At 46.5% G+C, this 22,409-nt stretch carries 23 protein-coding genes and 1 pseudogene; 16 read left to right on the forward strand and 8 right to left on the reverse strand.

All coding sequences use genetic code 11. The features are described from left to right. Positions 1 to 3 precede the first annotated feature (3 nt). Positions 4 to 807: an undecaprenyl-diphosphate phosphatase gene (bacA, locus tag FHQ23_RS08770; RefSeq protein WP_139613994.1), complete on the forward strand. Its 804-nt coding sequence runs from the start codon at positions 4 to 6 to the stop codon at positions 805 to 807. On the opposite strand, the gene FHQ23_RS08775 is transcribed toward bacA, so the two are convergent. From FHQ23_RS08775 to glnE, 3 genes are all read right to left on the reverse strand, one after another. Beyond that, entirely contained in the window at positions 804 to 1,499 is a 696-nt protein-coding gene (locus FHQ23_RS08775) for a hypothetical protein (protein ID WP_267963671.1), read from the reverse strand. The genes bacA and FHQ23_RS08775 overlap by 4 nt on opposite strands. Then, positions 1,465 to 2,832 carry an amino-acid N-acetyltransferase gene (gene argA, locus FHQ23_RS08780; RefSeq protein ID WP_139614030.1) on the reverse strand — a complete coding sequence of 456 codons (1,368 nt, stop codon included), beginning with the start codon at positions 2,830 to 2,832 and terminating at the stop codon, positions 1,465 to 1,467. Before argA ends, FHQ23_RS08775 begins: the two co-directional genes overlap by 35 nt. Positions 2,833 to 2,916: 84 nt before the next feature. Continuing rightward, positions 2,917 to 5,814 (reverse strand): bifunctional [glutamate--ammonia ligase]-adenylyl-L-tyrosine phosphorylase/[glutamate--ammonia-ligase] adenylyltransferase, encoded by a 2,898-nt coding sequence (gene glnE, locus FHQ23_RS08785; RefSeq protein ID WP_139613995.1) that lies wholly within the window; start codon positions 5,812 to 5,814, stop codon positions 2,917 to 2,919. Positions 5,815 to 6,110: 296 nt separating this feature from the next. On the opposite strand from glnE, the pseudogene FHQ23_RS08790 reads away from it, so the two are divergent. Together FHQ23_RS08790 and FHQ23_RS12590 are read left to right on the forward strand one after the other, a co-directional pair. Continuing rightward, a pseudogene (locus FHQ23_RS08790) lies at positions 6,111 to 6,311 on the forward strand (XRE family transcriptional regulator); the annotation flags it as partial. A gap of 167 nt (positions 6,312 to 6,478) precedes the next feature. Beyond that, complete coding sequence (locus FHQ23_RS12590) at positions 6,479 to 6,622, forward strand: hypothetical protein (RefSeq protein WP_267963673.1); 144 nt, start codon at positions 6,479 to 6,481, stop codon at positions 6,620 to 6,622. 136 nt (positions 6,623 to 6,758) lie between these two features. On the opposite strand, the gene FHQ23_RS08800 is transcribed toward FHQ23_RS12590, so the two are convergent. The 4 genes from FHQ23_RS08800 to sfsA all read right to left on the reverse strand — a co-directional run bounded on the left by FHQ23_RS08800 (position 6,759) and on the right by sfsA (position 9,829). Continuing rightward, a complete protein-coding gene (locus FHQ23_RS08800; protein WP_139613997.1) occupies positions 6,759 to 7,061 on the reverse strand; it encodes a hypothetical protein in 303 nt (100 codons plus the stop codon). 95 nt (positions 7,062 to 7,156) lie between these two features. Continuing rightward, positions 7,157 to 7,360 carry a YMGG-like glycine zipper-containing protein gene (locus FHQ23_RS08805; protein ID WP_139613998.1) on the reverse strand — a complete coding sequence of 68 codons (204 nt, stop codon included), beginning with the start codon at positions 7,358 to 7,360 and terminating at the stop codon, positions 7,157 to 7,159. A gap of 163 nt (positions 7,361 to 7,523) precedes the next feature. After that, positions 7,524 to 8,711, reverse strand: coding sequence for a tyrosine--tRNA ligase (tyrS, locus tag FHQ23_RS08810; protein ID WP_139613999.1), 1,188 nt, complete (start codon positions 8,709 to 8,711; stop codon positions 7,524 to 7,526). Positions 8,712 to 9,097: 386 nt separating this feature from the next. Continuing rightward, complete coding sequence (gene sfsA, locus FHQ23_RS08815; RefSeq protein WP_139614000.1) at positions 9,098 to 9,829, reverse strand: DNA/RNA nuclease SfsA; 732 nt, start codon at positions 9,827 to 9,829, stop codon at positions 9,098 to 9,100. Positions 9,830 to 10,080: 251 nt separating this feature from the next. Between sfsA and pntA the strand changes: the two genes are divergently transcribed. The 9 genes from pntA (at position 10,081) to pheA (ending at position 16,629) form a co-directional block, all read left to right on the forward strand. Continuing rightward, a complete protein-coding gene (gene pntA, locus FHQ23_RS08820) occupies positions 10,081 to 11,613 on the forward strand; it encodes a Re/Si-specific NAD(P)(+) transhydrogenase subunit alpha (RefSeq protein ID WP_139614001.1) in 1,533 nt (510 codons plus the stop codon). Between the two features lie 10 nt (positions 11,614 to 11,623). Next, positions 11,624 to 12,997, forward strand: coding sequence for a Re/Si-specific NAD(P)(+) transhydrogenase subunit beta (gene pntB / locus FHQ23_RS08825; RefSeq protein ID WP_139614002.1), 1,374 nt, complete (start codon positions 11,624 to 11,626; stop codon positions 12,995 to 12,997). A gap of 128 nt (positions 12,998 to 13,125) precedes the next feature. Continuing rightward, entirely contained in the window at positions 13,126 to 13,380 is a 255-nt protein-coding gene (locus FHQ23_RS08830) for a type II toxin-antitoxin system Phd/YefM family antitoxin (RefSeq protein ID WP_139614003.1), read from the forward strand. Further along, on the forward strand, positions 13,370 to 13,651 hold the full coding sequence (locus FHQ23_RS08835; protein ID WP_139614004.1) for a type II toxin-antitoxin system RelE family toxin: 282 nt from the start codon (positions 13,370 to 13,372) through the stop codon (positions 13,649 to 13,651). The genes FHQ23_RS08830 and FHQ23_RS08835 overlap by 11 nt, the downstream gene beginning before the upstream one ends. A 9-nt stretch (positions 13,652 to 13,660) precedes the next feature. Further along, a complete protein-coding gene (gene coaE, locus FHQ23_RS08840) occupies positions 13,661 to 14,284 on the forward strand; it encodes a dephospho-CoA kinase (RefSeq protein ID WP_139614005.1) in 624 nt (207 codons plus the stop codon). Next, positions 14,274 to 14,489, forward strand: a complete 216-nt coding sequence (yacG, locus tag FHQ23_RS08845; RefSeq protein ID WP_139614006.1) for a DNA gyrase inhibitor YacG — start codon at positions 14,274 to 14,276, stop codon at positions 14,487 to 14,489. The genes coaE and yacG overlap by 11 nt, the downstream gene beginning before the upstream one ends. Positions 14,490 to 14,503: 14 nt before the next feature. Next, positions 14,504 to 14,770: a GNAT family N-acetyltransferase gene (locus FHQ23_RS08850; protein WP_139614007.1), complete on the forward strand. Its 267-nt coding sequence runs from the start codon at positions 14,504 to 14,506 to the stop codon at positions 14,768 to 14,770. A gap of 260 nt (positions 14,771 to 15,030) precedes the next feature. After that, positions 15,031 to 15,354, forward strand: coding sequence for a ribosome-associated translation inhibitor RaiA (gene raiA, locus FHQ23_RS08855; protein ID WP_132964684.1), 324 nt, complete (start codon positions 15,031 to 15,033; stop codon positions 15,352 to 15,354). A 114-nt stretch (positions 15,355 to 15,468) separates the two neighbouring features. After that, a complete protein-coding gene (gene pheA, locus FHQ23_RS08860; protein WP_139614031.1) occupies positions 15,469 to 16,629 on the forward strand; it encodes a prephenate dehydratase in 1,161 nt (386 codons plus the stop codon). Positions 16,630 to 16,929: 300 nt separating this feature from the next. On the opposite strand, the gene FHQ23_RS08865 is transcribed toward pheA, so the two are convergent. After that, positions 16,930 to 18,309, reverse strand: a complete 1,380-nt coding sequence (locus tag FHQ23_RS08865; RefSeq protein WP_139614008.1) for a sodium-dependent transporter — start codon at positions 18,307 to 18,309, stop codon at positions 16,930 to 16,932. A gap of 150 nt (positions 18,310 to 18,459) precedes the next feature. Here FHQ23_RS08865 and FHQ23_RS08870 point away from each other — a divergent pair, with 150 nt between their 5' ends. The 4 genes from FHQ23_RS08870 to ptsG all read left to right on the forward strand — a co-directional run bounded on the left by FHQ23_RS08870 (position 18,460) and on the right by ptsG (position 22,335). After that, positions 18,460 to 18,807 (forward strand): ArsC family reductase, encoded by a 348-nt coding sequence (locus FHQ23_RS08870; RefSeq protein ID WP_139614009.1) that lies wholly within the window; start codon positions 18,460 to 18,462, stop codon positions 18,805 to 18,807. Positions 18,808 to 18,819: 12 nt separating this feature from the next. Continuing rightward, on the forward strand, positions 18,820 to 19,950 hold the full coding sequence (gene dapE, locus FHQ23_RS08875) for a succinyl-diaminopimelate desuccinylase (RefSeq protein WP_139614010.1): 1,131 nt from the start codon (positions 18,820 to 18,822) through the stop codon (positions 19,948 to 19,950). A gap of 36 nt (positions 19,951 to 19,986) precedes the next feature. Then, a complete protein-coding gene (locus tag FHQ23_RS08880; RefSeq protein WP_139614032.1) occupies positions 19,987 to 20,646 on the forward strand; it encodes a M15 family metallopeptidase in 660 nt (219 codons plus the stop codon). A 249-nt stretch (positions 20,647 to 20,895) separates the two neighbouring features. After that, positions 20,896 to 22,335 carry a PTS glucose transporter subunit IIBC gene (gene ptsG / locus FHQ23_RS08885; RefSeq protein ID WP_139614011.1) on the forward strand — a complete coding sequence of 480 codons (1,440 nt, stop codon included), beginning with the start codon at positions 20,896 to 20,898 and terminating at the stop codon, positions 22,333 to 22,335. The last annotated feature ends 74 nt before the right edge of the window (positions 22,336 to 22,409 follow it).

The following is a 22,409-nucleotide window of genomic DNA, read 5'->3' on the forward strand; positions in this document are numbered from 1 at the left end:
AAAATGTCAGAGATATTTATTGCCGTAATAATGGGGATTGTCGAGGGGCTGACCGAGTTTTTACCGGTTTCCTCCACTGGGCATTTGATTATTGCTGGTGAGTTTTTAGGCTTCACCGGCGAAAAAGCGGCAACTTTCGAGGTGATGATTCAGCTAGGCTCGATTCTAGCCGTGGTGGTGGTGTTTTGGCGCAAAATGTTCGGTTTGATCGGCATTCATTTTGGCGAAAAACCGGATCAGCACCAACCGCACTTGACCTTGTTGCACATTATTTTGGGCATGATTCCAGCGGTAGTGATCGGTTTGCTGTTTCACAGCACCATCAAATCATGGTTCAGTATTCAGAATGTGATTTATGCCTTGGTTGTTGGTGGGATTTTATTACTGTTGGCAGAAAAGTTTCGTCCGCAGGTCAGTGCTAATACGCTGGATCAAATCAGTTATAAACAAGCATTTGCCATCGGCTTATTCCAATGTTTGGCACTGTCACCGGGCTTCTCCCGCTCTGGGGCAACCATTTCTGGCGGATTGCTGATGGGGGTCGGTCGCCATGCTGCCGCTGAATTCTCCTTTATCTTAGCTGCCCCGATGATGATGGGGGCTACCGCATTAGATCTGTATAAAAGCTGGCATTTCCTGACGCTTGACGATTTACCGATGTTTGCCGTCGGCTTCGTCACTGCGTTTGTGGTAGCGATGTTGGCCATCAAATGGCTACTGAATCTGATTAAACGGATTTCATTTGTGCCGTTTGCCATTTACCGCTTTGTGGTCGCAATTGTATTATATTTTGTGTTTTTGTATTAGTTTTTAAAAAAACGCTGATATTGCAACACCCTGAAATCAATTGTATTGAATTCAGGGTGTTGTGCTTTCAGCCGTTTATATTCAGCCATACTGCCGACCGCACGATTGGCTGCGCCGGAGGGGGCGGTGAGCGAGACGGTGGTGAAAGTGCGGTTTTGCCATGTAAATTGGTGGATTCGCGGAATAGTGTTGTTGACCAATGTCAGGCTTAAACCCGCTGTTTTTAAGTGTTGACGAAACAGGTATTCGGGCCCATTTTTGCTGTTGCCGCCGGTGAATAGTAGTGTGTTTATCGTCGGATTTTCGCTTAAATAGTGCAACAGCGGACGCAGCACGATCTGCTGCATGCCAATATCAGAGGCGTCGATTTTGGCTCGTTGGCACTGCTGCACCATATCGCAAATCCCAATCTTGTGTTCACATAGAAAATGTTGTCGCTGTTGCACCGCACTTTGACTGTTTTCAAACTGAAAATCGATGCCAAAAATTTTGCCTAAAATCAGCCAGAGTTGCCCGTCGCGGCTGCCGTAGCAAAAATCTACATCATCAGGCTTCAGACAGCCTTGCGAAAAGCGTGGCGGCGGTAAGGTGCCGACAATCAGTTTGTCGGCATTGGGGGGAATAAAGGGCGGATAGGGGTGATTGTGCAGGAACAACTTAGCCTCGCTCGGTGCGTTCGCTGCGATGCCCATGTTCGCCGTCAAATAAGTTTTGGATTAATATTTTAGATTTGCGCTGATAGTTGTAGTGTTCACGCTTGTCTTTCGGCAAATCCTCGACATTGGCAATTTTAAAGCCACGCTCTTGGAACCAATGTACCGTGCGAGTGGTCAGCACAAACAGCTGTTTGATTTTGAGTTTTCGAGCCCGTTTTTGTAGCTCTTCCAGCAGAATATCGCCGCGAGAGGAGTTGCGATAATCCGGATGCACTGCCACACACGCCATTTCCGCCATGCTCTCTTCAGCGTAAACATTCAAGGCGGCACAAGCGATTATCACTCCGTCACGTTCAATAATAGTGTAGTTGCCGATCTCCATTTCCAGCTGTTCCCGCGAGCGTTTGACCAAAATACCTTGCTGCTCCAGCGGGTGAATCAGTGCCAGTAGTGCTGCGATATCTTGAATGGTGGCAATGCGAATAGTTTCCGAGCTTTCCATCGACACCTGAGTACCGATCCCATCACGTGAGAACAGTTCTTGCAATAGCGTGCCGTCTTCTTCGTAGCTGAGCAAGTGCGAACGCTTGATACCGGCACGACTAACATCAATTGCCGCTTGCAGGAAGCGGGCTTGTGAGCTGTGATATTGCCCGCTTTCGATCAGTTGATGCAGATGCACTGCTGCACGCTGCGGGAAGAGGTCGGCAATGATGTCGCCTGCCTCATCACGGATGCCGTCGTCGGCACAAAAACCGATCAGTTTTTCGGCATTCAACTTAATGGCGACTTGGGTGGCAATGTCTTCAAACGGCATATTGAAATTTTCCCCGGTGACGGAGGCGCCGATGGGGCCTAACAACACAATCGCATCGTTGTCGAGCTGCTGTTTGATGGCTTTGATATCAATCCGGCGGATTTTGCCACTCAACATATAGTCCACGCCATCATCAACACCGATCGGTTGGGCGATGACAAAATTGCCGCTGACCACGTTAATACTGGTGTTACTGTGGTTGCCGGCATTAAAGCTGCGCACTGACAGGCGGGCGCTGATGTCAAATTGCAATTTACCGACTACCTGCTTCACCAATTCCAACGTTTCAGCATCGGTTACCCGAATATTTTTATGATAGACAGGCGCAATATCATGGGCTTGTAGGGTTTCGTTGATTTGATGACGCACGCCGAATACCACCACCAATTTGATACCGAGGCTGTGTAATAAGCTGATATCATTGATAATATTAATAAAGTTTTTTGAAGCAATCGTATCGCCGTCCAGCATAATCACAAAGGTTTTATCACGGTGCAGGCTGACGTAAGGCGTGGATTCTCGGAACCATTCGACTAATTCGGTATCGCGTATCATAATCATCCTATTTAAAACGTATAAACATCAACAGACCTTAGTTATTTTGCATTTTTATACAAAATACACAAGCCACTTTGGCTAATCGCCCAATAAGCTTTGCCACATTTCTCTGACAAACGCCCTTTCTACACTAAATTGCTCAGCATTGACAATCGATTTTTTACCAATCAGGTTCAAATGGTGAATTTCATTGCGCAAATCGACATAACAGCGTTTTAATTGCTTGGTTTGTTGCGCACTGAGCACCCCGACTTGCGCCATGCTATCAAAAATCCGTACGTTGTCCGACCAGTGGCTCAGTTCGGGGTGATTCGGGGTGTTGGCAAGTACTAAGTATTGGGCGATAAACTCAATATCGGTGATGCCGCCTGGATCGGTTTTGATATTAAAGCAATCTACTTCGGTTCCGGCAAGATGTTCATACATTTTTAGCCGCATTTGGCTGACCTCTTGCCGCAACTGCGCCACATCACGTGGTGTTGCCAAAATAGTGGCTCGGATCTGCTCGAAGCGTTGGCGAAGTGCGGTTTCGCCATAGATTGCACGAGTGCGAACCAACGCCTGTTTTTCCCAAGTCCAAGCGTCTTGCTGTTGATAGGTTTCAAACGCCGTCAGGCTACTGACCAGCAGGCCTGCTGCGCCGGATGGACGCAAGCGCATATCCACGTCGTACAAAATGCCGGCACGGGTATTCATACTGAAAATGCTGATAATCTTTTGTGCCAGCCGCAAGTAAAACTGGCTGCTGTCGATGCTGCGTTTGCCACCGATGGTTTGACTGTTCGGCGGTGCATCGTATAAAAAAACCAGATCCAAATCCGAATTGTAGCCCAACTCAATGCCGCCCAGTTTGCCGTAAGCAATCACCAAAAAGTTTTTCTGTTCCGGTTGCAAATGATCCGGCGTACCGAAACGTTCGCTAGTTTGTCGCCATGCCAGATTGACCACGGCGCTAATCATTGCTTCAGCTAAATAGGTGAGGTGATCGCTGACTTTCATCACCGGCAGCACCTCTAAAATATCAGCGGCGGCGGTGCGCAGCAGGGTGGCTTGTTTGAATTGGCGCAGGGCGTCGATTTGTTGTTCTTCATCGTCTTGCGGAATACGCATTAAATACTCTTTCAGCGTGTTGTGATATTCGGTGAACGGTGGTGGATTGAACAGGGTTTTATGATCTAGCAACTCATCGAGTAGAATCGGAAAGTTAGCGATCTGTTCGGCAATCATCGGCGAAGCGGCACTGAGGCGAATCAGCATATCCAACGCTGCTGGGTGTTCTTGCAGCAACTCTAGATAGGTGGTGCGAGTGACGACATTGCTGATGATATTCAAAATTTTAGGCAGCACATTGCTGATATCCGGCCGGACAAACAGTTTATCTAATACACACGGCATCAGCTTATTCAGCACTTCACGCCCACGTTGTCCGATTTGGCGGCGTTGAATTTCGCTGCGGAAACGGCTTAAAACCGCTAGCAATTCGTTGTGTGTCGTTTCTGCAAACGAATATTGCTGTAACAAGCTGCTGAGCTCGTCATCTTGATAACTATTCAAAAAATCACGCCATATTGAATCATGCTCTTGGTTTGACTGATTCTCGTTGTCGTCGCCAATCAAATGCTGAAACACATTACGGACATTTTGCTGCTGTTGCTGCAAATAAGCATAAAATGTCTGCCAATCGCCAATCGGATTTTCAACCTCAATCCATTGTCCGTTTTGGCTTAAGCAGCGGAAGCGGCGGCAGGCATGTACCAACCGCACTTGGTCACCCTCGTTTTGCGGCAGCAGTTGCGTCTGTTTATCATCAATCGCTTGCAGCACGTTTTCTACTCGGCGCAGAAACAGATAAGCTGCTTGCAGTGCCTGTGCTTCTTCTGCCGGAATCAGATTCAACTGCACCAAGTGCGGTAGCACTGTCAGCAAACTGCGGTGTTGCAGTGCTGGCTCACGTCCGCCACGGATCAGTTGGAATACTTGTACGATAAACTCCACTTCGCGAATGCCACCGGCACCCAGTTTGATGTTATCCACCAGCCCACGACGCCGGATCTCACGTTCGATCATCGCTTTCATATCGCGCAACGACTGGATTACACTGAAGTCAATATAGCGCCGATACACAAACGGCTTCAGCATTTTTTTCAGTTGTTGATGATACGGATTGCTGTCGTCCTCGCCCATCAGCCGAGCCTTAATCATCGCATAACGCTCCCAATCGCGCCCCTGTTCTTGATAGTAATCTTCCATCGCGGCAAAACTCAATGCCAATGCGCCGGCATCGCCGAACGGACGCAGCCGCATATCGGTGCGGTATACAAAGCCGTCGATGGTGTGCAGATCCAAGGCTTTGATAATCCGCTGCGCCAAGCGGATAAAAAACTGTGAATTGTCGACACTGCGTCTTGCACCGACGGTTTCGCCTTTTTCCGGATAGGTGAAAATCAGATCAATATCGGAGGAGAAATTCAGTTCGAAGCCGCCTAATTTGCCCATACCTAAAATTAACAGCGGTTGTGGCTGACCGCACTTGTTGACCGGCGTACCCAGTTCCTGACAGATTTTCGGATAGAGCCAATCGCGCGTCGCCACAATCAGACTCTCCGCCAATTGTGAAAGTGCGGTAAAGGTTTGTTCCACCGACATCAGATTCAAACTCTGACAAAAACTCAACGCCGCCATCTCCCGATTACGAAATTGGCGCAGTAAGGTATAAAGCTGTTCTTCTGTTGTTATATTAGCTAATTCGGCTTGCAAGCGGGCAGGGTAATCGGCACAGGTCTGCAACGACGGCGGCTGTTGCGCCCATTGTGCCAATAATGGCGGTTGCTTGTGCAGTACTTCAACAACAAAATCCGACATCGCAAGTGCGGTATTCAGCTGAGATAAAAAATCAGCATCGGCAAGCGTTGATAATTCGGCAGCTTGCAACAAAGATTGAAATTTTTCCACAGGATAACAAAGTTCGGACGACATGGCTGAATCCTTAAAAAAGCAGTGAAAGTGCGGTCAATTTAGCATATCGCAAGTACAAACAGGAAATTTGTTTTTAGGGTTTTGTTTGGCATCCGCTGCCTTTTAGTTATTGCATACTATCGCAAAAACATGAGTGAGCAGGGGAGTTATGCAAAATCAATATCTAAACAGAGAACAGGTACGAGGAGAAGCGCCAACATCAGCAACCACACGCATAAAATGGCACTTGAACAGGTGTGGCGATCCGTATTATCCGGTGGTGAAAACGTAAATTATTAGCAGCTAAAAGACGAAAATTAACCCAAACCTTAATTGCTGAACGCTCAGGACTTAGTCGTCATACTGTGCGTAAAATTGAGCACGGTGATCCTAATGTGGCAATAGGATACTATGTGATGATACTTGGAATTTTAGGTTTGGAGCAAGATTTACAGTTAGTCGCTCAGGATGATGAATTAGGCAGAAAATTACAAGATATTGAATTGTTGAGAAAATAATAATGAGTAGACATATTTATGTTTTTGCACACTGGGAACAATTTACTTCGCCTATTTTGGTGGGAACACTTATTTCCGATATGGTGCGTGGCAAGGAAAATTTTCGATATTGATTGGCTTGTTTCCCCCTTCGCTCAACAAATCCCGATCGTTGGGGGCGTCTCTTGATGAAATGTCGTGAGGCTGCATTAGCTCATCAAGAAAATCGTCGTCCTGCCACACTAATGGATAGTGACTATTTGCTCGGTGTGCACGATATGAACCGAATGGGTGCACTACGGTTTAAAACAGATTTGAATGGTGAATTTTAGATAATAATAAACAACTTGCTGCGCCTCCGTTTTTGTCATTTTTTTCTGTCAAAAACTGGCAAAAAATCGCATTTGAAATAGGTATTCCAAGATCTGAACAAGAAACAATGAAATTTGCGTTTAACCTATAATTCTGCTACTGCGCTTTCAACAACGCAACCAGTTCTTCTTCGGTTGCGCAGCCCATGACCATTTCCACCTCTTCCGGGCTGAGGTGCATTAAAACTTGATATTCGCCGTGTTGGTCGATGCCGGTGATAAATTCGCCGTCTTCTGAGCCTTTGCCACCGTATTCGATGCGTTCACAGAAGGTGAGCATCGCTTTTTCTAAACGTTGCGCAGTTAAAGTGCGGTCGGCAATGTATTGCTCGGCTTCGCTTTCGGGGATCAGATAGGCATCAACTTTGACCATTTTCTGAAATTTTTGTGGCTTTTTCATAGCGGATTGTCCTTGATAAAAGAGAAACAAACGTTAGTAGCATACGGGGAAAAACAGCAAAGATAAAGCGGGAAAAATCCCGCTTGGAAGTATGATTAGTTGATTTGGCTGCCGATAACGCCACCCAGCGCGGCACCGCCAAGGGTTGCACCGGTGCTGTTGCCGATAACATTGCCGGCAACACCACCGATTGCCGCACCAATTGCAGTGTTTTTTTGTCGAGTGTTCATATTGGAACAACCAGCAGCAAATAACAATGCTAACGCTAAAATAGTCGATTTAAAGGCAATTTTCTTCATAATAACTCCTAACTTCTTAAATAAATCGTGTTCAGCTTAACAAGAAATCAGTGATTTTGTATTTTTTAGTGTAAAACTATGTGGGGGAATGAGAAAAGGATTGCTTCAAATGAATATGGCAAGGCTGTGTTTACCTTGCCATTTATTGATTTTTAAATTGTGCTTATTTTACTGTGACGCGGGCAAATTTGCGTTTGCCGACTTGGTAAACCGCACTTGAGGCGGTGATCACCAATTTGGCGTCTTCCACTTTCTCACCGTCAATTTTCACGCCGCCTTGCTGCACCATGCGGTTGGCTTCGGAGGTGGAAGCGACTAAGCCGGCTTCTTTTAATAAGTTTGCCAAACCGATTTCGCCTTGGAATTCAAATTCCGGCATTTCGTCGGGCATCGCGCCTTTTTGGAAACGGTTGATAAAAGTTTGTTCGGCAGCGTCAGCGTCGGCTTCACTGTGGAAACGGGCGATAATCTCTTTTGCCAACAACACTTTCAGATCGCGCGGATTTTTACCGTTGGCAACCTCTTGTTTGAATTGTGCAATTTCGCTTAACGGGCGGAAAGAGAGCAGATCATACCAACGCCACATTAAGTCATCGGAAATCGACATCACTTTGCCGAACATTTCGTCCGGCGCTTCGCTGATGCCGATATAGTTGCCGAGTGATTTTGACATTTTCTTCTCACCGTCCAAGCCTTCGAGCAATGGCAGGGTGATCGCCACTTGTGGTTTTTGTCCGGCGGATTTTTGCAGTTCACGTCCGACCAACAGGTTGAATTTTTGGTCAGTGCCGCCCAATTCCACGTCTGCCTGTAATGCAACCGAGTCGTGCCCTTGCAGCAGTGGATAGATAAATTCGTGGATCGCAATCGGTTGATTGTTGGTGAAGCGTTTTTTGAAATCGTCCCGTTCCAACATCCGTGCAACCGTGTAATTCGAGGCAAGGCGGATCATACCTTCGGTGCCTAATTGTCCTAACCATTCGGAATTAAACACAATTTTAGTTTTTTGTGGATCGAGAATTTTGAAAATTTGTTGTTTGTAGGTCTCCGCATTCGCCAGCACATCTTCGCGGGTTAATGGCGGACGAGTAGTGTTTTTACCGGACGGATCGCCGACCATGCCGGTGAAATCACCAATCAAGAAATAGACTTCATGCCCTAATTGTTGGAATTGGCGTAGTTTATTCAACACCACCGTGTGCCCCAAATGAATATCCGGTGCAGTCGGATCAGCGCCCAGTTTGATGCGCAACGGGCGGTTTTCTTTCAATTTTTCAATTAAATCCGCTTCGGAAAGCACTTCTTCTACACCGCGTTTCAGCTCGGCGAGCACAGTATTTAATTCAGTCATAATATTCTCAAATGTGATTGGATATTGATAAATAATAAACGGATTATTATAAGCATAAAAACGCAAATAGAAAGGGTTAACCCATCAAATTTTAAGCAAAAAAAAGCCTGTTGTGGGAGAATTGGCATAGTGGCGTGAAATGTTGGAGTTTTGTTGATTAACCCACCAAATTTTAAGCAAAAAAAAGCCTGTTGTGGGAGAATTGGCATAGTGGCGTGAAATGTTGGAGTTTTGTTGATTAACCCACCAAATTTTAAGCAAAAAAAAGCCTCTTGTGGGGAGAGGCGTGAAATGTTGGAGTGATTATCTAGATTTATTTATATTCTTATCTAGTGGCGCTAATGATAATTCTTATCATTTATGTTTAAAAGTGTCTTTACAATTCTTTATAGTTGAATCGGAATTGCGTGATTTAAACAAAGTGCGCTCGGGGCAGTGTTTTCGAGATGGTAGACGCAGTTATAACAAAGCAGTTGCACGCCAGCTTGCTGCGCTTGTTTCAGTAATGTCGCATAATGCGGATCAATCTGTTCGGCAACTTGAAAACGCTGAATTCCGCTGTGCAGTGCCGCAAAAAAGATCACCGCACTTTGTCCCTGTTGCCGCATTTGTATTAATTCCCGCAAGTGTTTCTGCCCGCGTTCGGTTTTGGCGTCTGGGAACATGCCGACCGCACTTTCAGTCAATAAGGTTGTGGATTTGACTTCAAGATAACAATCGGAGAGTGCGGTTTGCGGCTTGTTTGCTTGCAATAAAAAATCAATCCGGCTGTTTTCTGTGCCGTATTTCACTTCCGGTTTAATTATTTGATATTGCGCTAATTCTGCGATTTTGCCTTGTTGCAATGCTTCTTGCACCAATTGGTTGGCGCGTGCGGTATTGACACACACCAAATCACCGTTGGCTTTTTCGCTCAGTTCCCATGAATGACGATATTTACGTTTCGGATTATCGGAGGTGGAGTACCAAACGGTATCGCCGGCTTCGCCACAGCCGGTCATCGCGCCGGTGTTGGCGCAATGGATAGTCATGATTTCGCCGTTGGATAATTCAATATCGGCGAGGAAACGTTTATAACGACGAAGTAATGTAGCGGACTGTAATTGTGGTAGTTGCATGGTATTTTTATTTTCGGTAAATCAATAGAGCGCTTTTAATAGCATATTCTGCTTTGAGTGCACAGATTTTTTTAAAAATTTTCCCCCATTTTCTGTAAGAAGTGATAAAGTTAACCGGATTTATTTTTTGCTGCTGCCAAGTGCGGTCGCAGTAAAAATAGTAGCAAGGATTGGAGTCAGTCTATGCTTTTTGGATTGGGCATTTGAATGTCCAAACTTTTTTAACCAGTCAATTAAGGAAGTTAACGATTATGCGAATTGGTGTACCTAGAGAACTGCTCGACAATGAGAGTCGGGTGGCGGCAACACCGAAAACCGTCGAGCAGATTTTGAAGCTCGGGTTTGAAGTGGTTGTGGAACATAATGCCGGTTTTAAAGCCAGCTTTGAAGATCAGGCTTTCGCCGAAGCCGGCGCAACGGTCGGAACGGCGACCGATGTTTGGAATTCTGACATCATTTTTAAAGTAAACGCACCAACCGATGCGGAAATTGCTGCCATTAAAGAAGGCGCAACCTTGGTTAGCTTTATCTGGCCTGCGCAAAATCCGGAATTAGTCGAAAAGCTGTCAGCTAAAAAAATTAACGTGCTGGGCATGGAATCTGTACCGCGTATCTCACGGGCACAAGCATTAGACGCCTTAAGTTCGATGGCAAATATTGCCGGTTATCGTGCAGTGGTGGAAGCGGCTCACGAATTTGGTAGTTTCTTCACCGGGCAAATCACAGCGGCGGGCAAAGTACCACCGGCGAAAGTGTTGATTATCGGTGCTGGCGTCGCAGGCTTGGCAGCGATCGGAGCGGCAAACAGCTTGGGCGCTATTGTGCGTGCGTTTGACTCTCGTCCGGAAGTGAAAGAGCAAGTACAAAGCATGGGCGCTTCGTTCCTGGAGATCGATTTCAAAGAGGAAGGCGGCAGCGGCGACGGCTATGCCAAAGTGATGTCTGATGAATTTAATCGTCGTGCGTTGGCACTGTATGCCGAGCAAGCGAAAGAAGTGGATATTATCATCACGACCGCACTGATTCCGGGCAAACCGGCGCCACGCTTGATCACCAAAGAGATGGTTGAGTCAATGAAACCGGGCAGCGTGATCGTCGATTTAGCGGCGGCGACTGGCGGCAACTGCGAGTTGACTAAAGCCGGTGAAGTGGTCACTACCGAAAATCAAGTGAAAATCATCGGTTATACCGATTTGCCAAGCCGTTTACCAACCCAATCTTCACAACTGTATGGCACAAACCTAGTCAACTTATTGAAATTGTTGTGCAAAGAGAAAGATGGCAAGATCAATATCGACTTTGACGATGTGATTTTACGCGGCGTGACTATCGTACGTGACGGCGAAGTGACTTGGCCGGCGCCACCGATTCAAGTATCGGCACAGCCACAGCAAAAAGCAGCAGCGGCGCCGATTGCGAAAAAAGAAGAGAAACCAGTTAATCCGGCTGTGAAATACGGCATTATGGCAGCAGTTGCCGCCGCCTTCTTGTGGCTAGCTTCGGTTGCACCGGCGGCATTTTTGTCGCACTTTACTGTTTTCGTACTGGCTTGTGTGGTCGGTTATTATGTGGTTTGGAACGTCAGCCATGCGTTGCATACGCCATTGATGGCGGTAACCAATGCAATTTCCGGGATTATCATTGTCGGTGCATTATTGCAAATCGGGCACGGCAACGGGGTCGTGACATTCCTGTCATTTATTGCGGTGTTAGTCGCCAGCATCAATATTTTTGGTGGCTTCAAAGTGACACAACGCATGTTGGCAATGTTTAGAAAAGGTTAAGGAGAAAAACATGTCTGCAGGTTTTGTACAAGCCGCTTATATTGTAGCAGCACTACTATTTATTATGAGCTTAGCCGGTCTTTCTAAACATGAAACTGCCAAAGCCGGTTGTTGGTATGGCATCGTCGGGATGGCGATTGCGTTGGTGGCAACAATTTTCGGGCCGGAAACACAAGGTCATTGGTGGATCGTGATTGCGATGGTGATCGGGGCAGTGCTGGGGATCCAACGTGCGCTGAAAGTCGAAATGACCGAAATGCCGGAACTGGTGGCGATTTTGCACAGCTTCGTTGGTTTGGCGGCGGTATTAGTCGGCTTTAACAGCTATTTTGCCCCACATGGCGTGATGGATTCTGTGATGCAGAATATCCACGATGTCGAAGTCTTTTTAGGCATCTTTATCGGTGCGGTCACTTTCACTGGATCGATTGTTGCGTTTGGTAAATTGCGTGGCATCATCAATTCCAAAGCGTTGAGCTTGCCACACCGCCATAAATTGAATTTGGCTGCGGTGGTGGTTTCTGTATTGTTGATGTTCACGTTTGTTGGCGACGCCAGCTTATTCCCGTTGATTCTGATGACAATTATTGCTTTGGCATTCGGTTGGCATTTGGTGGCTTCTATCGGCGGTGCCGATATGCCGGTGGTGGTCTCCATGCTGAACTCCTATTCCGGTTGGGCAGCGGCAGCGGCTGGTTTTATGCTAAATAACGATTTGCTGATCGTCACCGGTGCATTGGTGGGTTCTTCCGGTGCGATTCTGTCTTACATTATGTGTAAAGCCATGAACCGCTCTTTCATCAGCGTTATCGCTGGCGGCTTTGGTAACGATGTGCAGGCCAGTTCGGATGAAGAACAGGGCGAACACCGTGAAACCAATGCTGAAGAAGTGGCGGAATTGTTGAAAAATGCCAGCTCGGTGATCATCACCCCAGGGTACGGCATGGCAGTGGCGCAAGCGCAATATCCAGTGGCGGAAATCACCCAGAAATTGCGTGACAAAGGTATCAATGTCCGCTTCGGGATCCACCCGGTTGCCGGTCGCTTGCCGGGACACATGAACGTGCTATTGGCAGAAGCCAAAGTGCCTTATGATGTAGTGCTGGAAATGGATGAAATCAACGAAGATTTCCCAGACACCGATGTGGTGTTGGTGATCGGTGCCAACGACACCGTCAATCCGGCGGCATTAGACGATCCGAATAGTCCGATTGCCGGCATGCCGGTGTTAGAAGTGTGGAAAGCGCAAAACGTCATCGTGTTCAAACGTTCCATGGCGGTGGGTTATGCCGGGGTGCAAAATCCATTGTTCTTCAAAGACAACACCCAAATGTTGTTCGGCGATGCTAAAGAGCGCGTGGATGATATTTTGAAAGCACTGTAAGCTATTCGATTAAAGATCAAACCTGCTGTTGTTGACAGCAGGTTTTTTTATGATCAAAGTGCGGTTTGTGCTACTTTAAAAAAACTTTTATTGGTGCTATTCTGAATTTTTAAATATAGGAGAGCAATATGGCTATACATCAAATTTTAACCAATACCGTTGCCAGCATTACTGATCTCAAGAAAAACCCAATGGGAACCGTTGCAGCCAGTGATAGTGGCGCAATTGCGATCTTAAATCGCAACGAACCGGCGTTTTATTGCGTAACGCCGGAATTATTTGAGTATTTTCAAGAAATACTGGAAGACCAAAGATTAAACCGAATTGCAGACGAACGTTTGAAAACATTGGAAGCGGTAAAGGTTTCACTTGATGAGTTATGAATTAATTTTTGATAAACGTGCATTAAAAGAGTGGCGTAAACTGGGTGAAACGGTACGAATGCAATTTAAAAAGAAGCTCACAGAAAGGTTGATTGCACCGCACACTATGAGTGATAAATTATCCGGCTATTCAGCGCGTTACAAAATTAAACTGCGTACTTCGGGTTATCGTTTGGTATATGAAGTGAATAATAATACAATCACGGTGCTAGTTTTGGCGATTGGTAAGTGTGAAGGCGCAGAAGTGTATAAGACAGCAGATAAACCTTAGGGAAATCAAATGGCCTATATCATAGGACTAACCGGTGGCATTGGTAGTGGCAAAAGTACGATTGCCGATTTGTTTGCTGAGCTGGGCGTGCCGATTGTGGATGCCGATGTGGTGGCACGCGAAGTGGTGGCGCCAGGATCGCCGTTATTAGTGCAGATTGCCGAATATTTCGGGCAGCAGGTGATCACCGCCGAGGGTGTGCTGGATCGAGCGGCGTTGCGTCAAATCGTGTTTGCTGACAAAGAGAAAACCGAATGGCTGAATCAACTGCTGCACCCGGCAATTCGGCAACGTATGTTGAGCCAGCTACAACAACAAACCGCACTTTATGTGTTGTGGGTAGTGCCGTTGTTGATTGAAAATAAATTAACCGAGTATTGTGATCGGGTCTTAGTGGTGGACGTTAGTGAAGCCGTTCAACTGCAAAGAGCGGTGCGGCGTGACAACAATAATATTCAACAGATCAAAAAAATTATGCAGGCACAAGTCGGCCGCCAGCAGCGTTTGGCAAAAGCCGATGATGTGATTAACAATGATCGCATCTTATCTGAGTCTAAAAATGATTTACGCGCGCAAGTGCTGCAATTACATCAACATTATTTAGCGTTAGCAGGGAAAAAACATGAAAAATGAGATAGTCAGCGTACGGTGCCCAATTTGTCGTAAATCAGTCGAGTGGAGCGAAAACAGCCCGTTTCGCCCGTTTTGCAGCAAACGCTGCCAATTGATCGATCTGGGCGAATGGGCAAATGAAGAGAAAACTATTGCTTCGGATACTGCCGATTTTGCGCTCGATAGCAGTGTCACCCCTGAGGCACAGGATTGGGTTAAACATTAAAAAAGGAGAATGATATGCAGATTCAACACCAACAACAGGTAGGGCAAGGCGTATTTGTGATCGAGCGTGACGGCGCGCGGATTGCAGAGTTGGCATACCGCACTTTAAATCAGAATACGCTTGATGCCTATCACACCCACGTCGATCCCTCGTTGCGCGGACAGGGCGTGGCGGATAAACTCTATCAGGCGTTTATCGAATTTGTTGATCAAAACGGCTACCAAGTGAAACCAAGCTGTAGTTATATTGAAAGTAAAATGCGGCGTGAGAAGCGGTTATAATAAGCAAAAAATATAATAAAAATAATTAGTTATATCGATGGCGGATGTGATATATCTCGATTATCATAGCAATTTTAACGTAAAATAAAAGGGAAATTATCCGATTTTTTGCCTTATGCCTATTTTTTGATAAATTGTGTTACAAAACAAAGAAAAAGGCTTGAAATCTGTTGATAGTAGGACTATGTTGTAACTAACGTTAAATGGATTTTTCTTGAGTGTTCGCACTCGGCAACCTACCTAAAAAAGAGGTAAATACTATGACAGTAAACATTACAAGCAAACAAATGGAAATTACCCCTGCCATTCGCGCTCACGTTGAAGATCGCATCGCAAAACTGGAAAAGTGGCAAACCCAACTGATTAATCCGCATCTTATTTTGAACAAAACCCCGAAAGGTTTTTCGGCGGAAGCCTCCATCGGCACGCCATTAGGTGATCTGTTCGCCAGTGCCGAAGGAGAAGATATGTATAAAACCATTAATGAGTTAGAAGAAAAGCTGGAGCGCCAACTCAATAAATTACAACATAAAGGTGAAGCTCGGCGTGCGAGTGAAAGATTAAAAGACTCCTTCGAACAGTGATAACGATGTGATGCGAGCAACCCGGCAAAAAAGCCGGGTTTTTTGCGTTCCGAACTTGAGAAAAGTGCGGTTACTACATAGAATGAAACAACTTATCGTTAAACGGAAAAAATGATGCCAAAAGATTTGAACGAAATCCGCCAACAGATTACCCAGCTAGACCGCCATCTACTGAAACTACTGTCCGAGCGCCACCGCTTGGCTTATGATGTGGCACGCAGTAAAGAGCACAGCAAAAAACCACTGCGTGACACCGGGCGTGAACAGCAGTTGCTGCAAGAGTTGATTCATTTTGCTGAAGCACAAAACTACCCACTGGAAGCGCAATATATCACCCAAATTTTTCAGAAAATTATTGAGGATTCGGTGTTGACCCAACAGGCATATTTGCAGAATAAACTCAATCAACAGCGTGAAAACAGCATCAGTATTGCGTTTTTGGGCGTGCGCGGTTCGTATTCTAATCTAGCGGCGCGTCAGTATGCCGAACGCTATAAAAAGCAGTTAGTCGAACTGAGCAGTGACAGTTTTCAGCAAATTTTTGATAAAGTCGAGAGTGGCGAAGCAGATTACGGTATTCTACCGTTGGAAAACACCACCTCGGGGGCGATCAATGATGTGTATGATCTGCTGCAACACACCCAATTATCGATTGTCGGTGAGCTGACCTACCCGATCAAACACTGCGTGCTGGTTGCCGGAGATACCGCACTTGAACAGATTGATACCTTATACAGCCACCCGCAAGTGATTGCCCAATGCAGCCAATTTATTCAACAATTGGAGCGGGTGCACATCAACTATTGCGAGAGCAGCTCGCATGCCATGCAGTTGGTGTCACAACTGAATACAGCGAATATTGCCGCACTGGGCAATGCCGATGGTGGCAAGCTGTACGGTTTGCGCGTGCTGAAAACGGAGATTGCCAACCAAGCGAACAACATCACCCGTTTTATCGTGATTGCCAAAAACGCCATTACGGTTTCGCCTCAACTGCAAACTAAAACATTGCTGTTGATGAGCACACCGCAAACTGCCGGTTCTTTGGTAGATGCGTTATTAGTGTTTAAAAACCATCATATTCAAATGAGCAAATTGGAATCACGCCCAATCTACGGCCGCCCGTGGGAGGAGATGTTCTATCTGGAGATCGAAGCCAATATCAACGATCCGCAAACCCAAACCGCACTTGAGGAACTGAAACAGGTCAGCACCTACCTTAAAATTCTCGGCTGTTATCCCAGTGAAATTGTGCAACCGGTCGATCCGGCTTAAGGTCGTTCAGGCTTAAATCTAGGGGCTGTTGATCTTTTGTGTTTATAAATCAAACAAAAAGAGTGTGATTTTATCCGACAGCGACCTACGGTCGCAATCGGTTAAGCATTGATGAGAGGCTTTGCCTCTCTGAAGCAGCCGCAAAGCGGCTGATCTATGCGTAACCTAGTACGGCTTTGCCGTGCTAGGCTAAAGGGATAGTTTTAGCTCAAATAATATACTTAAAAGATCAACACACCCTAGATTTTTACTAAGTAAAAAAGTGCGGTCAACTCGACCGCACTTTGGCTTCTATATAGCTTAAAAGTTGCTGATAAAAATAGACAAAATCACCAGCGGAACCACATACTTGACATAGTTAAACCATATATTGGCAAACTTGGAGTTGCTGTTGGCGGTCAATTCTTGCTTTGCCTCGTCTTTCATCACAAAGCCGACAAACAGCGCGCAGCCAAGTGCGGTCAGCATAAACAGAATGTTGCCGCTGAAATAATCAAAGGCATCAAAGATATTTTTGCCGAAAATTTTCCATTCCGCCCAAGGACCATAGCTTAAAATCGACGGTAAGTTGCCCAAAATATAGATCGCTGCCAGCACCAGAATAATTGCTTTGCGCCGATTCATGCGGGTTTTTTCTTGCAAGGCGGTGATCAGCACTTCATAAATCGTCAACGACGTGGTGAGAGCGGCGACTAGCAGCAGTGAGAAGAAGATGACGGCAAAAAATTTGCCAGCCCACAGGTGGGAAAACACAATTGGCAGACTTTGGAATACCAACGTCGGCCCCGAATCGGGTGCAACGCCAAAACTGAACAGCGAGGGGAAGATCATAAAACCGGCTAATACCGCAATTAACGTGTTGGTAAAACCGGTGATCACCGCAGTTTGTACCAGATTTTCGCCTTTTTTCAGATAGCTGGATAAGGTGATGATCACTCCAAAGCCCAAACTCAACGCAAAGAAGACCTGCCCCAAAACAAACATAAACAGTTGTGGCGTGATTTTGCTGAAATCCGGTTGCAGATAGAATCGAATCCCTTCGGCGGCGCCGGGCAGGGTGACATTGCGGATCACCATACAAATCAAAAACACAAACAGCAACGGCATCAAATATTTCACCGCTCTTTCAATGCCGCCGATAACGCCTTTGACCAAAATAATATAATTGATAATCACAAAAAGCAGGGTGTAAAGGCTGATCATCAATGGGCTGTTGTTGATGCTTTGGTTAAAAAATTCCGCTGTCAGCTCTTTGCTCACCGGCTGTGAAATCTCCAAATTTCCGTTGAACAAGCTGATAATATAGTTGATCACCCAGCCGCCCAGCACCATGTAATACGCCATAATGCAGAACGAGCCGAGCATTCCCAAATAGCCCAAATATTTCCAGCCGGTGGCGATCGGTTTGCCGTTGATAGTGCCGCTAAAGGAGTCAATGGCATTAACTCGAATACGGCGGCCAATCACATTTTCCACCAAAATCATCGGAATGCCGATTACGATCATTGCGATACAAAACAGCAAAACATAAGCGCCGCCACCGTTTTCGCCGACTAAATAAGGGAAGCGCCAAGTGGCACCAAAACCGACCGTTGCACCGGCGACAGTCATAATATAAGTAAGGCGGCTGCTCCAAGTCTGTCTTTCGGGAGATTGCCGTGTTTGAGAGGTTGTTGTCATAGTTTGCCTGATAAAATTAGGGGTAAAGCTAAGTTTTAGCCCGACTTTTTAACATACCTTGTCGGCAATGTAAATCGTTCTGCAAAAAACGGCTAAGTTTGCTATTATTCTGCGACAGACCCTAAAATCAATAACAAGGAATAAAAAACAATGGTGACGGTTTACGGTATTAAAAATTGCGATACGGTCAAAAAAGCATTGACGTGGTTGGCGGCGAACGGCATTGAAGCCAAATTGCATGATTATCGTGTCGACGGAATTGATGCGGCTTATCTCGCTGAAGTCGAGGCGTTATTCGGCTGGCAGGAGCTAGTGAACAAGCGCAGCACCACATGGCGTAATTTGGATCAAGCCACTAAAGACGGGCTGAACCAACAGACCGCACTTGCATTGTTGTTGGCGCAGCCGACTTTGATTAAACGTCCGATTGTGTTGGGCGCGGCAAAAGCGTTAATCGGTTTTAATGATAAACAGTATACGAACGTGTTTAACGGTTAAAAGTGCGGTCGGATGAAACAGACAATTATTGAATTAGCGCAGGATCTGATCCGCCGTCCTTCAATCAGCCCGCAAGATTTGGGCTGTCAGCAACTGATTGCAGAACGTTTGGCAAAAGTCGGCTTTGAAATTGAATGGTTACCGTTTAACGACACCTTGAATTTATGGGCGCGCCGTGGCACGCAACGCCCGTGTATCGCCTTTGCCGGGCATACCGATGTGGTGCCAACCGGCGAGCAAAGCCACTGGCAATATCCGCCTTTTGCTGCCGAAATCGTTGACGATATGTTATACGGGCGTGGCGCAGCCGATATGAAAGGATCGCTGGCGGCAATGGTGATTGCTGCAGAACACTATGTGCAAGCCAATCCCGATCATCAGGGCAGTATTGCCTTTTTGATCACTTCTGATGAAGAAGCGGCGGCAACCGACGGCACAGTACGTGTGGTCGAAACCTTGATGGCGCGTGGCGAGCAAGTGGATTTTTGCATGGTCGGCGAACCCTCAAGTGCGGTCAAGCTGGGTGATATGATTAAAAACGGGCGGCGTGGTTCGATCACTGCCAATTTGACGATTCAAGGCATTCAAGGGCACGTTGCTTATCCGCACTTGGCGGATAATCCGGTGCATAAAGCCCTTGCGATGTTGGATAAATTGGTGAACATCGAATGGGATCGCGGCAATGCGTTTTTTCCACCGACCACCTTACAAATCGCGAATATCCACGCCGGTACCGGCAGCAATAATGTGATTCCGGGCGAGCTGTTGGTGCAGTTTAATCTGCGTTTTTCCACCGAAATGACGCCGGAATTGATTCAACGGCGGGTGATGGATCTATTGGCGAAATATGGATTGCAATATCGGCTGGATTGGAATCTATCCGGCTTGCCGTTTGTGACTGAACAGGGAGACTTTATTCAGGCAGTGAAAAGTGCGGTCAAGCAACATCTTAATATTGAGCCGAAACTGGATACCGGCGGCGGCACGTCCGACGGGCGATTTATCGCCCAGATGGGCACGCAAGTGGTAGAGCTCGGCCCACTAAACACGACGATTCATAAAGTTGATGAGTGTGTGAGCTGTCAAGATCTGTATCGTTTGGGCTTGGTGCATCGTCAATTACTACAAAATTTATTAGGCTAAGGCTAAATTGTGACCCGATTTTTGTTTACTGACCAAATGCTGACCGGCAAAACGGATGTCCATCTGGTGCCGTTGCCATCAGCCTACGCTACTCATCACCGCTTGCAAGCCGATACGCAGCGTGCTTTCAGCGCACTACAGCAAAGTGCGGTCAAGGCTGGTTTTGATTTGCAACCGGCAAGCAGTTTTCGTGATTTTAAACGCCAGCAGCAGATCTGGAACGGCAAGTTTTTGTGTCAGCGCAAAGTACATGATGATGACGGTAACCCGCTGGATTTGACGTGCCTTGATGATTGGCAAAAAGTGCAAGCGATTTTACGTTGGTCGGCGTTGCCGGGTGCCAGCCGCCATCATTGGGGAACGGAAATTGATATTTACGACCCTACGCGCTTACCGCAGGGGCAAGCGTTGCAGCTTGAGCCGTGGGAATATGAAGAAAGCGGTTATTTCTATGATTTAGCCTGTTGGCTGAGCGAACGACTACCGCACTTTGACTTTACCCTACCGTTTCAAGCCGTCTCTAGTTTGGAAATAGGACGCGAACCCTGGCATATCAGCTACCAACCGCTTGCGGAACAAGCCAAAGTGCGGTTCACTCCGGAAATTTTACTAGATAGTTGGCAAAATGAACGTGTTGAGGGCAGTGAGTTGTTGGCAACAAAGATCACGGAAATTTTCAAACGCTTTATTGCATAATTGTTATCGTTACATTCCTATTTATTTTTCTAAATTAAAAAAATGTGATCTAGATTTTATTTTTTGAATTTAATAATAGAAAGTCATTGGCACTTTTTAGCCAAATCGTTTATAGTGCGCCTCGATTATGCTATGGAGCAATCCATCGGGCGTAATACCACATATTTTATAGGGACTGTTTGTTGTTGGCTGAAAAGCGGCGGTCTCGTTTAGATACTCTTCAAAAGAACCAATTTATTAGAGGTTAGTATGTCAAGTAATCTGTTTGCGGTTGCGCAAAAGATCGGTAAAGCATTAATGTTGCCTGTATCGGTATTGCCGATTGCGGGGATTTTATTAGGGATCGGGGCGGCGCATTTCAGCTGGATGCCGGAAGTTGTTTCCAATTTATTGGAACAGGCCGGTGGCTCAGTGTTCGGGCAAATGGCGCTGTTGTTTGCTATCGGGGTTGCGTTGGGTTTCACCAACAATGACGGGGTAGCCGCATTAGCGTCGGTTGTCGGCTATGGGATTATGGTTGCGACGCTGAAAGTAATGGCGCCGGTGGTCGGTGTTGAACATATCGAAACCGGGGTGCTCGGTGGAATTTTGGTCGGGGCCGTTGCCGCTTGGGCGTTTAACCGCTTCTACCGCATTCAATTGCCAGCGTATCTTGGCTTCTTTGCCGGAAAACGCTTTGTGCCGATTGTCACCGGTTCGTTGGCAATTGTACTGGGCGTGGTGTTGTCATTGGTTTGGCCTCCGGTCGGTGGGTTAATCGATACGTTTTCACGCTGGGCTGCGGAACAAAATCCGGCATTGGCATTTGGGATTTATGGCGTGGTTGAACGTAGCTTGATTCCATTCGGTTTGCACCATATCTGGAACGTACCGTTCTTTTTCCAAGCTGGGACTTGTGTCGACGCCAGTGGCGTGACCCAACACGGCGTGGTTACCTGTTTCTTATCAGCGACTGAAGCCAGCCGTACCCCTGAAATGAGTTATTTCGGGCAGTTGGCGGGTGGTTATATGTTCAAAATGTTCGGCTTACCGGCTGCTGCCATCGCAATTTGGCGTGCGGCAAAACCGGAAAATCGTGCCCGTGTCGGTGGTATCATGATCTCGGCAGCCTTAACGTCGTTCTTGACCGGAATCACTGAACCGTTAGAATTCTCTTTCATGTTCGTTGCGCCGATTCTGTATGCAATCCATGCATTATTAGCAGGTTCTGCTTATGTGGTCACCAATATGCTGGGCATGGTGCACGGTATGACCTTCTCACACGGTTTCATCGACTTCACTTTGTTATCAGCCAATTCACATAAACTGTGGTTGTTCCCGGTGGTCGGCGGTATCTATGCGGTGATTTATTTCACGGTATTTACGGTTGTGATCAAAGCCTTGAATCTGAAAACGCCGGGTCGTGAAGACGACAGCGAAGAGAAGGGTGCTGCAGCGGCAAGCAGTGGCGACGAAATGTCAGCCAATCTGGTAGCGGCCTTCGGTGGCAAAGAAAATATCAAAAGTTTAGATGCTTGTATCACTCGTCTGCGTGTCGGCGTCAACGATGTCAGTAAAGTGGATCAACCACGCTTGAAAGCACTGGGCGCAGCTGGTGTGGTGGTAGTGGGTAGTGGTATCCAAGCGATTTTTGGTACTAAATCTGAAAACTTGAAAACCGATATGGATCACTGGATTCATAAAAACTAATCAAATCGGTTGAGCGATTAAAAAGCCTTATGTCATTCAATTGGCACAAGGCTTTTGTTTTTATACTTTAAAGT

It is taken from the genome of Testudinibacter crocodili, assembly GCF_006228025.1.
Classification (GTDB): domain Bacteria; phylum Pseudomonadota; class Gammaproteobacteria; order Enterobacterales; family Pasteurellaceae; genus Chelonobacter.

Bases quoted from the DNA above. Each gene is read 5' to 3' on its own strand.
- bacA (WP_139613994.1), top strand. From the start codon at position 4: ATGTCAGAGATATTTATTGCCGTAATAATGGGGATTGTCGAGGGGCTG.
- FHQ23_RS08775 (WP_267963671.1), bottom strand. From the start codon at position 1,499: ATGGGCATCGCAGCGAACGCACCGAGCGAGGCTAAGTTGTTCCTGCAC.
- glnE (WP_139613995.1), bottom strand. From the start codon at position 5,814: ATGTCGTCCGAACTTTGTTATCCTGTGGAAAAATTTCAATCTTTGTTG.
- FHQ23_RS12590 (WP_267963673.1), top strand. From the start codon at position 6,479: ATGAAATGTCGTGAGGCTGCATTAGCTCATCAAGAAAATCGTCGTCCT.
- FHQ23_RS08800 (WP_139613997.1), bottom strand. From the start codon at position 7,061: ATGAAAAAGCCACAAAAATTTCAGAAAATGGTCAAAGTTGATGCCTAT.
- FHQ23_RS08805 (WP_139613998.1), bottom strand. From the start codon at position 7,360: ATGAAGAAAATTGCCTTTAAATCGACTATTTTAGCGTTAGCATTGTTA.
- tyrS (WP_139613999.1), bottom strand. From the start codon at position 8,711: ATGACTGAATTAAATACTGTGCTCGCCGAGCTGAAACGCGGTGTAGAA.
- sfsA (WP_139614000.1), bottom strand. From the start codon at position 9,829: ATGCAACTACCACAATTACAGTCCGCTACATTACTTCGTCGTTATAAA.
- pntA (WP_139614001.1), top strand. From the start codon at position 10,081: ATGCGAATTGGTGTACCTAGAGAACTGCTCGACAATGAGAGTCGGGTG.
- pntB (WP_139614002.1), top strand. From the start codon at position 11,624: ATGTCTGCAGGTTTTGTACAAGCCGCTTATATTGTAGCAGCACTACTA.
- FHQ23_RS08830 (WP_139614003.1), top strand. From the start codon at position 13,126: ATGGCTATACATCAAATTTTAACCAATACCGTTGCCAGCATTACTGAT.
- FHQ23_RS08835 (WP_139614004.1), top strand. From the start codon at position 13,370: ATGAGTTATGAATTAATTTTTGATAAACGTGCATTAAAAGAGTGGCGT.
- coaE (WP_139614005.1), top strand. From the start codon at position 13,661: ATGGCCTATATCATAGGACTAACCGGTGGCATTGGTAGTGGCAAAAGT.
- yacG (WP_139614006.1), top strand. From the start codon at position 14,274: ATGAAAAATGAGATAGTCAGCGTACGGTGCCCAATTTGTCGTAAATCA.
- FHQ23_RS08850 (WP_139614007.1), top strand. From the start codon at position 14,504: ATGCAGATTCAACACCAACAACAGGTAGGGCAAGGCGTATTTGTGATC.
- raiA (WP_132964684.1), top strand. From the start codon at position 15,031: ATGACAGTAAACATTACAAGCAAACAAATGGAAATTACCCCTGCCATT.
- pheA (WP_139614031.1), top strand. From the start codon at position 15,469: ATGCCAAAAGATTTGAACGAAATCCGCCAACAGATTACCCAGCTAGAC.
- FHQ23_RS08865 (WP_139614008.1), bottom strand. From the start codon at position 18,309: ATGACAACAACCTCTCAAACACGGCAATCTCCCGAAAGACAGACTTGG.
- FHQ23_RS08870 (WP_139614009.1), top strand. From the start codon at position 18,460: ATGGTGACGGTTTACGGTATTAAAAATTGCGATACGGTCAAAAAAGCA.
- dapE (WP_139614010.1), top strand. From the start codon at position 18,820: ATGAAACAGACAATTATTGAATTAGCGCAGGATCTGATCCGCCGTCCT.
- FHQ23_RS08880 (WP_139614032.1), top strand. From the start codon at position 19,987: ATGCTGACCGGCAAAACGGATGTCCATCTGGTGCCGTTGCCATCAGCC.
- ptsG (WP_139614011.1), top strand. From the start codon at position 20,896: ATGTCAAGTAATCTGTTTGCGGTTGCGCAAAAGATCGGTAAAGCATTA.